The sequence below is a fragment of the Sphingomicrobium arenosum genome, from assembly GCF_026157085.1.
Taxonomy (GTDB): domain Bacteria; phylum Pseudomonadota; class Alphaproteobacteria; order Sphingomonadales; family Sphingomonadaceae; genus Sphingomicrobium; species Sphingomicrobium arenosum.
In genome coordinates, this window is sequence record NZ_JANPVN010000001.1 from 2,351,890 (window position 1) to 2,365,306 (window position 13,417).

The following is a 13,417-nucleotide window of genomic DNA, read 5'->3' on the forward strand; positions in this document are numbered from 1 at the left end:
AGGGGGGATGATCGATGAGGAAATTGCTGGTTCTGGGCGCAGGCGCGCTGATGCTGTCGGGCTGTGCGGGCGGCGGGACGAGCGCGCCCAGCGCGCCGGTCGCGGCGGCGGCGAGCCCCGCGATCCTGACCGCGGTCGCCTTCGTCGACGTGGCGGGCTCGGCGGCGCTTTATGCGGTCGAGGCGGCCAAGCTTGCGCAAGGGCGATCACGCGACCCGCAAGTGCGTGCGCTGGCGGCATTGCAGGGTGCCAATGGCGAGGGGATCGGCGGCCAGCTCAGCTATGCCGGGCGGCGGGTCAATGCGCTGCCCGACAATGTCATGACGCCCCAGCATGAAGCGATGCTCGAAGCGCTGCGCACGGCGAGCGATTTCGATGCGACCTATGTCGCGCAGCAGCAGGAGCTGGTGCCGGTCATGCGGCTGTTCCACCAGGATTATGCGGTGCGGGGCGGCTCGGCGACGCTGCGCCCGGTCGCCGAATTTTCGGCCGAGAAGCTGGCCGAGCAGCTACGGGCGCTCGACGCGCTGAAAGATTGAGCTAGACGCTTTGGGGGGCTGGCCGCAGGGCGCGGCCCGTTGATCGACCGGCTCGGAGCCTTTCGCATCGCCCACGCTTTGCCTCTTTGAAAGCATGGTGCTAGGGCGCGGCGCATATCGCGCGCGCCCCCGTGCGCGTCAAAAGATTCGAACCCAAAGAGGAGCCTCCATGACCGCCACCGGCCAGGACAGCCTGAACAGCCGCTCGACCCTTACCGTCGACGGGCAGACCTTCCATTATTACAGCCTCGAAAAGGCCGCCGAGACCGTTGGCGACGTCTCGCGCCTGCCCTTCTCGATGAAGGTGCTGCTCGAGAACATGCTCCGCTTCGAAGATGGCAAGACGGTCACGACCGAGGACGTCCAGGCGATCGCCGACTGGCAGAAGGATCAGCGCATCGACCGCGAGATCCAGTATCGCCCCGCGCGCGTGCTGATGCAGGATTTCACCGGCGTTCCCGCCGTGGTCGACCTCGCCGCGATGCGCGACGGCATCAAGGCGCTTGGCGGCGATCCGCAGAAGATCAATCCGCAGGTCCCCGTTCACCTCGTCATCGACCATAGCGTGATGGTCGACGAGTTCGGCACGCCGATGGCGTTCGAACAGAATGTCGCGCGCGAATATGAGCGCAACAAGGAGCGCTACGAATTCCTCAAATGGGGCAGCCAGGCGTTCGACAATTTCAAGGTGGTGCCGCCGGGCACCGGCATCTGCCACCAGGTGAACCTCGAATATATCGCTCGCGCCGTCTGGTCGTCGCAGGATGCCGAGGGCAACACGATCGCCTATCCCGACACGCTGGTCGGCACCGACAGCCACACGACGATGGTCAACGGCCTCGGCGTGCTCGGCTGGGGCGTCGGCGGGATCGAGGCCGAAGCCGCCATGCTCGGCCAGCCGATCTCGATGCTGGTGCCCGAAGTCGTCGGCTTCCGTCTCGACGGCAAGCTGTCGGAGGGCGTCACCGCGACCGACCTCGTGCTCGTCATTGTCCAGATGCTGCGCGAAAAGGGCGTCGTCGGCCGCTTCGTCGAATTTTACGGCCCCGGCCTCGACAACCTCTCGCTCGCCGACCGCGCGACCATCGCCAACATGGCGCCCGAATATGGCGCGACCTGCGGCTTCTTCCCGATCGACCAGCGTACCATGGACTATATGGAGCTGTCGGGCCGCGGCGACCAGATCGGTCTCATCAAGGCCTATGCGCAGGCACAGGGCATGTGGCGCGATGCCTCGACGCCCGACCCCGTCTTCACCGACACGCTCAGCCTCGACATGGCGAGCGTCGAACCGAGCCTCGCCGGCCCCAAGCGCCCGCAGGACCGCGTGGCGCTTTCGGCGATGGCGTCCGAATTCCAGAAGCTGCTCGACACGCAATATGACGGTGGCCAGAAGGGCAAGGACGTCGCGGTCGAGGGCGAGGATTATGGCATCACCGACGGCGATGTCGTGATCGCCGCCATCACCAGCTGCACCAACACGTCGAACCCCGACGTGATGATCGCCGCGGGCCTCGTCGCCAAGAAAGCGCGCGCGCTCGGCCTCACCCGCAAGCCGTGGGTCAAGACCAGCCTCGCCCCCGGCAGCCAGGTCGTCACCGACTATCTCGACAAGGCCGGCCTGTCGGACGATCTCGACGCCATCGGCTTCGACCTCGTCGGCTATGGCTGCACCACCTGCATCGGCAATTCAGGGCCCCTGCCCGCGCCGGTGTCGAAGGCGATCCACGACAATAATCTCGTCGCCTGTTCGGTGCTGTCGGGCAACCGCAACTTCGAGGGCCGCGTGTCGCCCGACGTGCGCGCCAACTATCTCGCCAGCCCGCCGCTGGTCGTCGCTTATGCGATCCTCGGCAACACCCGCGAGGACATCACCACCTGCGTGATCGGCAAGGACAAGGACGGTAACGACGTCTACTTGAAGGACATCTGGCCCTCGAACGAGGAAGTCCGCGCGCTGGTCGATGCCAACGTCAACGCCGACATGTTCCGCTCGCGCTATGCCGACGTCTACAAGGGCGATGATCGCTGGCAGGCCATCGAGGTCTCGGGCGGCGCCACCTATGACTGGCCCGCGCAGTCGACCTACATCCAGAACCCGCCCTACTTCCAGGGCATGGGCATGGAGCCCGAGGCGACGAGCGACATCGAGAATGCGCGTCCGCTCGCCATCTTCGGCGACTCGATCACCACCGACCACATCTCGCCCGCCGGCGCGATCAAGCTCGACAGCCCCGCGGGCGCCTATCTCCAGAAGCACGGCGTCGAACGCGCCGAATTCAACAGCTATGGCGCGCGGCGCGGCAACCACGAGGTCATGATGCGCGGCACCTTTGCCAACATCCGCATCAAGAACCAGATGCTCGACGATGTCGAAGGCGGCTACACCAAGGGCCCGTCGGGCGAGGTCGAGCCGATGTACGATGCGGCGATGGAATATATGGCCAAGGGCACGCCGCTGATCGTGCTCGCGGGCAAGGAATATGGCACGGGTTCGAGCCGTGACTGGGCCGCCAAGGGCACCATCCTCCAGGGCGTGCGCGCGGTCATCGCCGAGAGCTTCGAGCGTATCCACCGCTCGAACCTCGTCGGCATGGGCGTGCTGCCCCTGCAGTTCCTCGACGGCGAAGGCGCCAAGAGCTTCGGCTTCGATGGGTCGGAGACCTTCTCCATCTCGGGCCTCGCCGATCTCGAGCCGCGCCAGGACGTGAAGGTCACCGCGACCCGCGCCAATGGCGAGATGGTCGAATTCACCGCCAAGTGCCGGATCGATACCTATAACGAGCTCGAATATTTCAGGAATTCGGGCATCCTGCACTACGTCCTGCGCAACCTCGCGGCGTAACGATGACCTTGTGGCGCCTCGCTCCTGCCTGCCTTCTCCTCGCCGCCTGCGGTGAAGGGGAGGGGGCGGGCGAGGCGCCCGCCATCGCCGAAGCGCAGATCGCGGCCCCGGTCGTCGCCCTGTCGGCGGCCCAAGCCGCGGCCATGCTGGAGGCCCCCGAGCCGCCGACCTTCATCGACGTGCGCACGCCAGAGGAATGGGCCGAGGGTCATGTCGCGGGCGCGCGGCTCATGCCGCTCGCGGACTTCGATCCGGCCGCGCTCGATGGCGAGAATGTCGTGCTCTACTGTCGCTCGGGCCGTCGCTCGCTCGAGGCCGCGACCATGCTGGCCGAGCATCGCGGCGAGACGGTCGCGCATATGGACGGCGGCTTCATCGCTTGGGACGAAGCGGGCTTTCCCACCGAGATCCCGACCTCCTGACCGTTATCCCGGCGAAGGCAGGGATCCAGGTCCTGGCCAATATACTAAATGGCATGGGCCCCAGCCTTCGCTGGGGCGCCGTCAGGGCGTCAGCACCACCCCCAGCCAGACGGTTCGGCCGCGGGCGCGTTCGCGCGACCCGTCGCTGGCGATGTCGCTCAAGATCTCCGCATCGGTGAGATTCTCGGCACGCAGTTCGAGCGCGACCTTCTCGTGCGCGGCGAGGCGGGCATAGGCATCGAGGCTGAGGGCGGCGGAGAGCGCGACCGTATTGGCCAGATCGTCATAGCGCGCACCGTCGAGGCGGGCGGTAAGGGCGAGGCGGTGGCCGTTCTCGCTCCAGCCGCCGGTCAGGCTGCCCGAATGGCGCGGCGCCTGGACGGGGCGGTTGCCATGGAAGGCGGCGGCATCGCCCGAGGCGTCGAGCCGGGCGTCGGCGAAACCGTAGAGAAGGCGTAAATCGACGCTGCCATCCTGCCAGCCCGCATCCAGTTCGATCCCGCGGCTGGTGATGCCATCCACGTTCAAACGCTGCGAATAGGTGCCCGCGCCCGACACGAAACCGACGCCGGGAAACTGGCCCGGCCCGGTGGCGAGGGGGACGTTGGTGATCGCCTGATCGAGCCGCTGCCAGAAGAGCGTCGCGCCGAGCGTGATCGCGCCTTCGTCGTAACGCGCGCCGAGGTCGACGCCGTGGCTCGTTTCGGGGTCGAGCGCCTCGTTGGCGGCGGTCGCATCGGCCCCGACGCGGAACGGGCGATAGAGTTCGTTCAGCGTCGGCAGGCGCCAGCCGCGATGCGCGGTGGCGAAGAAAGTTGTCGAGTTCGCGTCATGGCTGGCGGTGGCACGGCCCGACCATTGGGTCCCCGACCGGGCGGCGAAACTGCTGTCCTCGAGGCTGCTGTCGTCGGCGAGGGTGAAGGCGCGGCGATATCCCTCGCCGATGCGCCAGAAATCCACGCGCCCCGTGAGGTCGAGATCGACCGCGCCCGCGCTCGCGGCATAGCCCGCCGAGGCACCGACGATGCTGGTCGACCCGCCTGCGTTGCGTTCGCGCGTGGGGGCGCCGTCGACGAAGAAATAGCGTTCGGCGACGCTGGCCTCGCTGCGCCGCCAGCCTGCGCCGAGCGTCACGGTGCCGAGAGCGACCTTGCCTTCGACGCCGAGGCCCGTGGCGGGGACGTCATATTGGTCGAGGACGAGGCGCGTGGTGGCGCGCTCGTCGTCCAAGGCGGCGAAGCGCGTCTCGAAGGTGCGGTCCTGCCACCAGCCGGTGAGTTCGAAGGGCAGCGCGCCCTCGCGCTCGACGAGGCGCAGCGACAGATCGAGACCGCGCGCCTCATTGTCGCTGCCATCATAGCCGCGGTCGCGCGCATCGGAGAAGAAAGCGACGCCCGCCTGCGCTTCCACGCCGCCGACGGGGTGGACGAAGCGCCAGCGGCTGGCGCGCTGTTCGGACTGGGCGGCGCGGTCGGCGGGGCCGCGATCCGCGGCGATGATCGGGATCAGCCCGTCATCCTCGCGAAAGCTCGACATGGTCTGGAGGAAACCTTCGCCGATCTTGAGATGCCCGGCGTTGGACAGGTCCCAGCTGTCGCCGCCGCCCCAGGCGGCACGGATCGTGCGCGGGGTGCGCGCCAGCGTGTCGATCGCGATGGAGCCGGTCACCGCGCCGGGCTGCGCGGCCGCGCCGGGGGTGAGCGACAGGCGGCGGATGGCGACGGGGTCGATGGCAGCGAAGTTGATCCAGCCGCCGAAGGGATCGGCTTGCGGCACGCCGTCCACGCTGAGCGCGACGCGGCTCGCCGCATTGCCGCCGAGCCCGCGCAGGGTGAGGCCCTGGCTGGTGGGATGGACCGAGCGCGCATCGGCGCGGCGAAAGGTGGCAAGGCCCGGCAGCCGGGTGAACAGTTCCTCGGCGCGCCCGCTGGCCAACGTGGCGGCATCATCCTCGTCGAGGATGACGGCGGCGGGCGGCGCGTCGGGGTCGAGCGGCGCGCCGGTGACGATGATGGGCGCGTCCTGCGCGGCGAGAAGGAGGGCGAGGCTGATCATTTTGCGAGCGCGTCCTTGAGCCAATCGGGGAGGAGCGCACCCTCGGGGACATTGTCGATGCGGGCGTGGACGACCGAGAGGCCAAGGTTCGGATAGGAAATGCGCGCCTTGTCATGCTCGCCCTGGACGATGAACAGGCGGCGGTTGATCTTGGCGCGCCAGTTCATCCGCGCGGTATTTTCCTGGCCCACGAAACAACCCTTGTCGAAGGCGACGCCGTGCAATTCGGCGGCATTGCATTCGAGCCAGAGGAGGTCGCCCAATTCGCCATGGCCCTCGCAGATGTTGAGGCGCAGGCGATGCTCGACATAGCCGCTAGCGGGTTCGCTCGCGGGCGCGAGCCAGCGGCGGCCCATGGCCGGATGGCGCGGGTCGGCATGGCCCTCCTCGCCCGACGCGCTCCAATGCACGGCGAGGCTGTCGTCCAGCGCGATGTCGATCTTGCGGCGCAGGCGATACATGGCGAGGCGCTTGGCAAGCGCGTCGGCCTCGTCGGCGGCGACGTCGATGAGCACGTCTTCGCCGTCGACCCATGTGAAGAAGTCGGCGATGGCCTTGCCCTGCGGGGTGAGAAGGCCCGACCAGCTCGGACCTTCGGGGGCGATGCGGTTGGTGACGAGCTTGTCGAGGAAGCCGTGCGGATCATCGCCCGAGAGGCGGAGGAGCGTGCGGTCGGTCAGGGTGGTTGCGGGCATGCCAGCCTATCTAGGGAGCGCGGCCCGCGAAGGGAAGCGGGCGAAAAAGCTGTCCTACGCCCCCTCATCGCTGGTAGGCGGGGGGGCATGATGACCAGCCCCCTTCTTTCCTGCGTCGGACCGGTCCGCGCCGGCACCCCGACCCACCGTCAACTTTCTCAACTTGCAGAGGGGAAAACGTCCTACAGCGGGGGCTTCCGTCATGGTTGAAACGATCACCATTCGCCGCCCCGACGATTGGCACCTGCACCTTCGGGACGGCGCGATGATGGAAGCCGTGCTGCCCTATACGGCGCGCCAATTCGCGCGCGCGATCGTCATGCCCAACCTGTCGCCTCCGGTGACCACCGCGAAAGCGGCGGCGGCCTATCGCGACCGCATCAACGCCGCGCTGCCGGGCGGGATGGACTTCACCCCGCTCATGACCGCCTATCTCACCGATGACAGCGATCCCGAGGATATGGCGGCGGGCTTTGCCGACGGCATCTGGGTCGCGGCGAAACTCTATCCCGCCGGCGCGACGACCAATTCGGCGTCGGGCGTGACCGATATCCGCAAGATCGACGCCGTGGTGGCGAAGATGGAAGAAATCGGCATGCCGCTGCTCGCCCATGGCGAAGTGACGCAGGACCATGTCGACATCTTCGACCGCGAGGCGCGCTTCATCGACGAGGTGGCGGTGCCGCTCTTGAAGCGTCACCCGGCGCTCAAGTTCGTGTTCGAACATATCACCACGCGCGATGCGGCGCAGTTCGTCGCCGATGGTTCGGACCGGATCGCGGCGACGATCACGCCGCAGCATCTCCAGATCAACCGCAACGCCATCTTCAAGGGCGGCATCAACCCGCACGCCTATTGCCTGCCCATCGCCAAGCGCGAGGAGCATCGCCTCGCGGTGCGCGCGGCGGCGACGGGGGGCTCGGGCAAATTCTTCCTCGGCACCGATTCGGCGCCGCATGCCAAAAGCGCCAAGGAAAGCGCCTGCGGCTGCGCCGGCATCTTCAACGCGCCTCATGCGATCGAAGCCTATGCCGAGGTGTTCGAGGAGGAAGGCGCGCTGGGTCGGCTCGAAGCCTTCGCCAGCCTCGATGGCCCGCGCTTCTACGGCATTGTGCCCAACGAGGAGCGCGTGACGCTGGAGAAGGTGGAGGTCGAGGTGCCCGCCGAAATCGACGATGGCACCGAACCGCTGGTGCCCTATCGGGCGGGCACAATGATGCGCTGGCGGCTGGCGTCAGCCTAGCGGCTGCAATTGTCGATCCAGTTGGCGTCGGCGCTGCCCAGCACCTTGTCGAAGTGCCGCTTGACCGACTTGTAGCATTCGCAGGCGCGATGCTCGAGTTCCTCGCGGTCGGTCACGCTGACGATGCCACGGCGATACTGGATCAATCCCTCGTCCTGCAGCTGGCGCGCGACCGCGTTGACGCTGGTTCGCTGAACCCCCAGCAGCGCGGCGAGCGCTGATTGGGTCAGCGCCAGTTTGTCGCCGGCACGGTCCTGCGCCGTCAGCAGCCAGCGCGCCGCCCTCGCCTCGATCGGGTGGAAGGCGTTGCACGCCACCGACTGCATGATCTGGGCGAGCAGCGCGTCGGCATAGCGGCAGAAGAGGTCGCGGATGACGAGGCTGTCGCGCTTGACCTTTTCCACCGCCTCCATCCCCACCGCGAGGACGCGGCCTGCGACCTGCACCTCGGCACGCGTATAGGCGGGCAGGTCGCCGCAACTGACGATCCCGCCGATGGCGCCTTCCTGGCCGATGGTCGCGACCTCGACGCGGCGGTGGTCGTCCACCTCGACGAGCAGCGACACCATCATCGGCTGCATCGGGAAATAGGTCCGCTCGATGTTGCGACCGCTGTCGAACAGCACTTCTCCCGTGCCCAGCGTGATTGTCTCGCCTGCCCCCTCGAGCGCGTCGCGCTGTTCGCGCGGCATCATGTCGAGCAACGCATTGCCAGTCGATGGCGTGGCCTCCGGGCTTCCGGGCGGGGGCGAATAGGGCATGATCTTCCTCTTGGTTCCGCCAGCCAGAACGGCTCATCGCGGCAAAAGGCTCCCACCGTTTTTACACGGTTGAAACGCTGCGCGAGTCTCGCTAGAGGCTCGGGTTCAGCCCCCAAGGACCTTGGGCATGCGGAGACGTGGGTGAGTGGCTGAAACCAACGCTTTGCTAAAGCGTCATACGGGTAATCCCTGTATCGAGGGTTCGAATCCCTCCGTCTCCGCCATTTTTCCCCTTAGCGGAGAGGTGAAACGGTCACGCCGCGACCCTCCTGTGGCTGTGCCTGTCGCGTGGGCAAGGCCTTGCACGAATGTCGTGCAACCGACATTGAAGGCGAGGCGTTCTTCCGTTGAAGGGAGGCTTTGGCATGTCCGGACTGCCGCGTGGCCTGATGGATTATATGGAGCAATCGACCTTGTCGCTGTCGGCGGCACCGGTGGCGGTCGAGGATCACCCGCTGGCGGGCGTCAACGAGGCCTTCTGCAAGCTCGTCGGCTATCCCCGCGAGAAAGTGTTGGGCCAGAACTGCCGCTTTCTCCAGGGCGACCGGCGCGAGCAGCCGGGGCTGGCCAAGCTTCGCACCTTCCTTGCGGGCAAGGGGCGCGGGCAGTGCCGGGTCAACCTCCTCAACTATCGCGCCGAGGGCGCGCCCTTCGTCAACATGCTGACCCTGAGCCGCATCTGCGATACCGATGGCAACGACTGCTTCCTGTTCGCCAGCCAGTTCGACATCGGCGCGGCGAGCGAGGACGAGGCCGAGCGCTTCGATGCCCACTACCGCAGCGCGACCGACAAGGTGCGCGCGGCGCTCGATCCGCACGAGATGATGCTGGTCGGCAGCGTCGCGGCGCTCGCCAATGCGGCCAGCGCGATCGCCGAGGCGAGGATGCTGGTCGAGCATATCGACAATGGCACGCGGCTTTACTGAGCCAGCGCCAAGCGCGCACCCCTCTGGCGCTGATCTCGGCCGGCTACGGACTTTGGACCGTTTTTGATTCAAAGGGCTTGGCGCAACCGATACGCCGCCGTATCAAGTCCGGATGGCGGACATGTACAAGTGAGTGAAACGAAGGACGGGGCGCCGGAGGAGGCGCCGATCCCGATCGTCGGCGTAGGCTCTTCGGCAGGGGGGCTCGAAGCGCTGCGCGAGATGTTCAGTTCGGTGAAGAACCGCACCGGTATGGCCTTCGTCATCGTCCAGCATCTCGACCCCGATCATGAAAGCTTGATGGCGCAGTTATTGGCGCGCGAGACCGCGCTGACGGTGCTCCAGGCCGAGGGCGGCGAGACGCCGGTCGCCGACCATGTCTATATCATCCCGCCGGGCAAGGGATTGGCGCTGCGCGAGGGCAAGCTCGTGCTTGAGCCGTTCGACCAGCCGCGCGGCCAGCGCCGGCCGATCGACGATTTCCTCATCAGCCTTGCCGAGGGACGCCAGCAGTTCGCCGCCGGGGTGATCGTGTCGGGCACGGGGGGCGATGGCGCCATCGGGCTGCGCGCGATCAAGGAGCATGGCGGGCTGGCGATCGCTCAGGAGCCGACCAGCGCGCGCTATGACGGCATGCCGCTCTCGGCGGTCAAGACGGGGATGGTCGATTTCGTCAACGAGCCGACCGATATCGTCGAGACCGCGCGCGACTATTTCGCGCGGCTGTCGGGCTCGAGCATCTACAATCGCGAGGCCAGCGAGATCGTCGGGCAGATCGACAATCTGTGCGACACGCTGCGCGACGCGGTGGGGCATGATTTCTCGGGCTACAAGCGCTCGACGCTGGAGCGGCGCATCGCCCGGCGGATGCAGGTGCTCGGGATCGAGAGCGCGGCCGACTATGTCGAGATGCTCGGCGATGATCGCGACGAGTGCGAGTTATTGTTCCGCGACCTCCTGATCAATGTCACCAAATTCTATCGCGACGCCGAGCATTTCGATGCGCTGCGCGACGAGGTCATCGACCCGTTGGTCAAGGGCCGACCGCGCGATCAAGAGATCCGCGTCTGGGTGCCGGGCTGTTCCTCGGGCGAGGAGGCCTATACGGTGGCCATGCTGGTCGCGGCGGCGATGGAGCGGCACAAGGTCGGCTGTGAGGTCCAGATCTTCGCCACCGACATCGACGAGACGATGCTCAATATCGGGCGCGAGGCGCGTTATGCGTCGGCTGCGCTGGTCGAACTGCCCGACGCTTTGCGCGAACGCTATACGGTCAACCATGGCGATCATGTCACCGTGTCGCCGCGCATTCGCGACATGGTGCGCTTTTCCAACCACAGTATTATCAAGGACGCGCCTTTCTCCAAGCTCGACATGGTGAGTTGTCGCAATCTGCTCATCTATTTCGGGGACCGGCTGCAGCAGGCGGTGATCCCGCTCCTGCATTATTCGATCGTGCCGGGCGGCTATCTGATGCTCGGCCCCTCGGAAACCATTGGGCGGTTCGACGACCTGTTCGAGCCGATCGACCAGAAAGCGCGGCTGTTCAAGCGCAAGGGCGGGCGCGGCACCTATCCCACCCAGCTGGCAGTCGGCAGCGGCGAGCGTGGCAGCAGCCGCCAATTGCGCAGGGCGCGGCGCGCGCGGCATGACAGGGCTTGGGAGGACGACGCCGCGCTGAAGCGTCTCGTCGATCGCTATTCGCCGGCCGCGATGGTGCTCGATGACCATGGCGAGATCCAGAACAGCTATGGCCGCCTGTCGCGCTATTTCGAATTTCCCAACAGGCAGACCGGCGAGGCGAGTGCGACGTCGCTCGCACGGCCGGGCCTTCGCGAGGTGCTGGTGCCGCTGTTGCGCGAGGTGCGCGAGGAGCGCGCCCGGGTCGTCGCGCGCGATGTCGAGGTAAAGAGCGAGTTCGGCATCCAGCGCATCAACGTGATCGCCGACCCGCTGCCCGATGGCAACCAGCTGCTGGTGTTCCGCGAGATCGCCGAATTCCGCGCCGAGCTCGACGAGGATCTCGTCGAACTGGGCCCCAATGACGGGCAGGTCCAGATCCTCGAGGACGAGCTGCGTCTGGCGCGGCACCGGCTGCGCTGTACCGTCGAGGAACTGGAAACGGTCAACGAAGAGCTCAAGTCCTCGAACGAGGAAATGATGAGCATGAACGAGGAGCTCCAGTCGACCAACGAGGAGCTTACCACGGTCAATGACGAACTGAAATCGAAGGTCGACCAACTGACCATCGCCAATGCGGATTTGAAGAACTTCTTCGAAAGCACGCAGCTCGCGGTGGTGGTGCTCGACGGCGATCTCAACATCCGCAGCTATACCGAGGCGGCGGAACAGCTGTTCCCGCTGAAGCCGGCGGATCGCGGACGCGGGCTGGAGGAAATGACCTCCGAGCTCGAAAGCGATCGCTATCTCGACGATGCGCGGGCGATCATTGCCGGGCAGGGCGCCATCGAGCGGCAGGTGCGCGGGCGCAGTGGACGCACCTATCTCCAGCGCACGATGCCCTATCGCGTCCTCGACGGCAGCGTGTCGGGGGCGACGCTGGTGTTCACCGACATTACCGAGGCGAAGGCGCTCGAGGAAGAGTTGGCGCAGGAACGCGAACGGCTCAAGCTGGCGCTCGAGGTGTCGGGCATCGGCGTGTGGGAATATCTCGTCGAGGAGGAAAGCACGGTTCTCGACGAGGCGGTCGAACGGATGTTCGGGCTGACGGCGAGCGATCGCCACGCCATCGGCGAAGTGATCAGCGCGATCCATCCCGAGGATCGCGACCGGGTCGAGGCGGCGCTACGCCGGGCGATGACCGGCGAGGCCGATTACCAGGCGACTTTCCGCGTGCGCGACGAGGACGGCACGATCCGCACGCTGCGCGGGCTGGGACGATTGGTCGAGGGCAGCCGGCCACGGCGGCTCGTCGGGGTCAATTTCGATGTCACCAGCGAGGCCGAGGGGATCGCCATGCGCGAGCTCCTGCTGCGCGAGATGAACCACCGGGTGAAGAATTTGTTCGCGGTGATCGGCGGCATGATCAGCCTCGCCGCGCGTTCGAGCGAGGATGTGGGCGACATGTCGCGCACGCTGCGCGAACGGATCGCCGCGCTGGGCCGGGCGCATTCGCTGACCAACGCCGAGGGCACGGACGGTAGCGATCTCGGCGACCTCGTGCGCGCTGCGTTGGCGCCCTATGCCGATCATGACGGCCTGTCGATCGAGGGCGAGGCGGTTGAGATTCGCCAGGCGGCGGTTTCCGGGCTGGCGCTGCTGCTTCACGAATGGGCGACCAATTCGATGAAATATGGGGCGCTCGGCGACAGTGAGGCGAGCCTCGCCATCGGCTGGCACGAGACGCAGGACGGCGCGATCCACCTCGATTGGGAAGAAAAGCTCAGCGAGGTGCGGAACGTCGAGGAGCATCAGGGGTTTGGAACCACATTGGTCGACGTGTCGGCGCGCCAATTGGGTGCGAGCGTCGAGCAAGAGAGCAGCGAGAGGGCGTTCCGATTAACGTTGAACCTTCCAGCAGCATGTCGTCCGGACAGCCGTATAAAATCCTCGTCGTAGAGGACGAGATCCTGATCGCCATCGATATCCAGCATACCCTCGAGGATGCGGGATATGCGGTGATCGGTCCGCACGAGAATGTCGCCGACAGCCTTGCGACGATCGACCTCGGCAAGCCAGATGCGGCGATCCTCGACGTGCAGCTCGATGGCGAAGACGTGTTCCCGGTGGCCGAGCGGCTGAAGGCTGATGGGGTACCGATCGTCTTTCATTCGGGCCATGCTGAACCGGCCAAGCTGCATGAGCGCTTCCCCGAGGCGCGCTTCTGTTCAAAGCCGTGTACGCCGGGGCTGCTCGAGGACGAGCTGCGGATCGCGATCGAAGGGCAATAGCCGGTCCACTTCCCGACTCG

Annotated in this window: 10 protein-coding genes and 1 tRNA gene; 8 read left to right on the top strand and 3 right to left on the bottom strand. The window is 66.4% G+C overall.

Annotation, left to right across the window (positions count from 1 at the left end; translation table 11 throughout):
* Positions 1-14: 14 nt before the first annotated feature.
* The 3 genes from NUW51_RS11790 to NUW51_RS11800 all read left to right on the top strand — a co-directional run bounded on the left by NUW51_RS11790 (position 15) and on the right by NUW51_RS11800 (position 3,806).
* Positions 15-539: a DUF4142 domain-containing protein gene (locus NUW51_RS11790; protein ID WP_265587710.1), complete on the top strand. Its 525-nt coding sequence runs from the start codon at positions 15-17 to the stop codon at positions 537-539.
* Between the two features lie 169 nt (positions 540-708).
* Entirely contained in the window at positions 709-3,384 is a 2,676-nt protein-coding gene (gene acnA, locus NUW51_RS11795; RefSeq protein WP_265587711.1) for an aconitate hydratase AcnA, read from the top strand.
* Between the two features lie 2 nt (positions 3,385-3,386).
* The gene (locus NUW51_RS11800; RefSeq protein WP_265587712.1) at positions 3,387-3,806 is read left to right on the top strand and encodes a rhodanese-like domain-containing protein; all 420 of its coding nucleotides are present in this window, start codon (positions 3,387-3,389) and stop codon (positions 3,804-3,806) included.
* A gap of 81 nt (positions 3,807-3,887) precedes the next feature.
* Here NUW51_RS11800 and NUW51_RS11805 read toward each other — a convergent pair whose 3' ends face one another.
* Both NUW51_RS11805 and ygfZ read right to left on the bottom strand, forming a co-directional pair.
* Positions 3,888-5,861 carry a TonB-dependent receptor gene (locus tag NUW51_RS11805; protein WP_265587713.1) on the bottom strand — a complete coding sequence of 658 codons (1,974 nt, stop codon included), beginning with the start codon at positions 5,859-5,861 and terminating at the stop codon, positions 3,888-3,890.
* Positions 5,858-6,556, bottom strand: a complete 699-nt coding sequence (gene ygfZ, locus NUW51_RS11810) for a CAF17-like 4Fe-4S cluster assembly/insertion protein YgfZ (RefSeq protein WP_265587714.1) — start codon at positions 6,554-6,556, stop codon at positions 5,858-5,860. Before ygfZ ends, NUW51_RS11805 begins: the two co-directional genes overlap by 4 nt.
* Before the next feature lie 202 nt (positions 6,557-6,758).
* Here ygfZ and pyrC point away from each other — a divergent pair, with 202 nt between their 5' ends.
* Positions 6,759-7,799 (top strand): dihydroorotase, encoded by a 1,041-nt coding sequence (pyrC, locus tag NUW51_RS11815; protein WP_265587715.1) that lies wholly within the window; start codon positions 6,759-6,761, stop codon positions 7,797-7,799.
* Here the strand turns inward: pyrC and NUW51_RS11820 are convergent.
* A complete protein-coding gene (locus tag NUW51_RS11820) occupies positions 7,796-8,560 on the bottom strand; it encodes a Crp/Fnr family transcriptional regulator (protein ID WP_265587716.1) in 765 nt (254 codons plus the stop codon). The two genes, pyrC and NUW51_RS11820, sit on opposite strands and share 4 nt — an antisense overlap.
* Before the next feature lie 131 nt (positions 8,561-8,691).
* Between NUW51_RS11820 and NUW51_RS11825 the strand changes: the two genes are divergently transcribed.
* The 4 genes from NUW51_RS11825 (at position 8,692) to NUW51_RS11840 (ending at position 13,397) form a co-directional block, all read left to right on the top strand.
* A tRNA-Ser gene (locus NUW51_RS11825) sits at positions 8,692-8,784 on the top strand.
* A 141-nt stretch (positions 8,785-8,925) separates the two neighbouring features.
* Positions 8,926-9,486 (top strand): PAS domain-containing protein, encoded by a 561-nt coding sequence (locus tag NUW51_RS11830; RefSeq protein WP_265587717.1) that lies wholly within the window; start codon positions 8,926-8,928, stop codon positions 9,484-9,486.
* 129 nt (positions 9,487-9,615) lie between these two features.
* Positions 9,616-13,065 carry a CheR family methyltransferase gene (locus NUW51_RS11835; protein ID WP_265587718.1) on the top strand — a complete coding sequence of 1,150 codons (3,450 nt, stop codon included), beginning with the start codon at positions 9,616-9,618 and terminating at the stop codon, positions 13,063-13,065.
* Entirely contained in the window at positions 13,029-13,397 is a 369-nt protein-coding gene (locus NUW51_RS11840) for a response regulator (protein WP_265587719.1), read from the top strand. Before NUW51_RS11835 ends, NUW51_RS11840 begins: the two co-directional genes overlap by 37 nt.
* Positions 13,398-13,417: the final 20 nt, after the last annotated feature.

Excerpts from the sequence above, each read along its gene's own strand:
- pyrC (WP_265587715.1), top strand. The coding sequence starts at position 6,759 with ATGGTTGAAACGATCACCATTCGCCGCCCCGACGATTGGCACCTGCAC.
- ygfZ (WP_265587714.1), bottom strand. The coding sequence starts at position 6,556 with ATGCCCGCAACCACCCTGACCGACCGCACGCTCCTCCGCCTCTCGGGC.
- NUW51_RS11840 (WP_265587719.1), top strand. The coding sequence starts at position 13,029 with ATGTCGTCCGGACAGCCGTATAAAATCCTCGTCGTAGAGGACGAGATC.
- NUW51_RS11805 (WP_265587713.1), bottom strand. The coding sequence starts at position 5,861 with ATGATCAGCCTCGCCCTCCTTCTCGCCGCGCAGGACGCGCCCATCATC.
- NUW51_RS11800 (WP_265587712.1), top strand. The coding sequence starts at position 3,387 with ATGACCTTGTGGCGCCTCGCTCCTGCCTGCCTTCTCCTCGCCGCCTGC.
- acnA (WP_265587711.1), top strand. The coding sequence starts at position 709 with ATGACCGCCACCGGCCAGGACAGCCTGAACAGCCGCTCGACCCTTACC.
- NUW51_RS11820 (WP_265587716.1), bottom strand. The coding sequence starts at position 8,560 with ATGCCCTATTCGCCCCCGCCCGGAAGCCCGGAGGCCACGCCATCGACT.
- NUW51_RS11790 (WP_265587710.1), top strand. The coding sequence starts at position 15 with ATGAGGAAATTGCTGGTTCTGGGCGCAGGCGCGCTGATGCTGTCGGGC.
- NUW51_RS11830 (WP_265587717.1), top strand. The coding sequence starts at position 8,926 with ATGTCCGGACTGCCGCGTGGCCTGATGGATTATATGGAGCAATCGACC.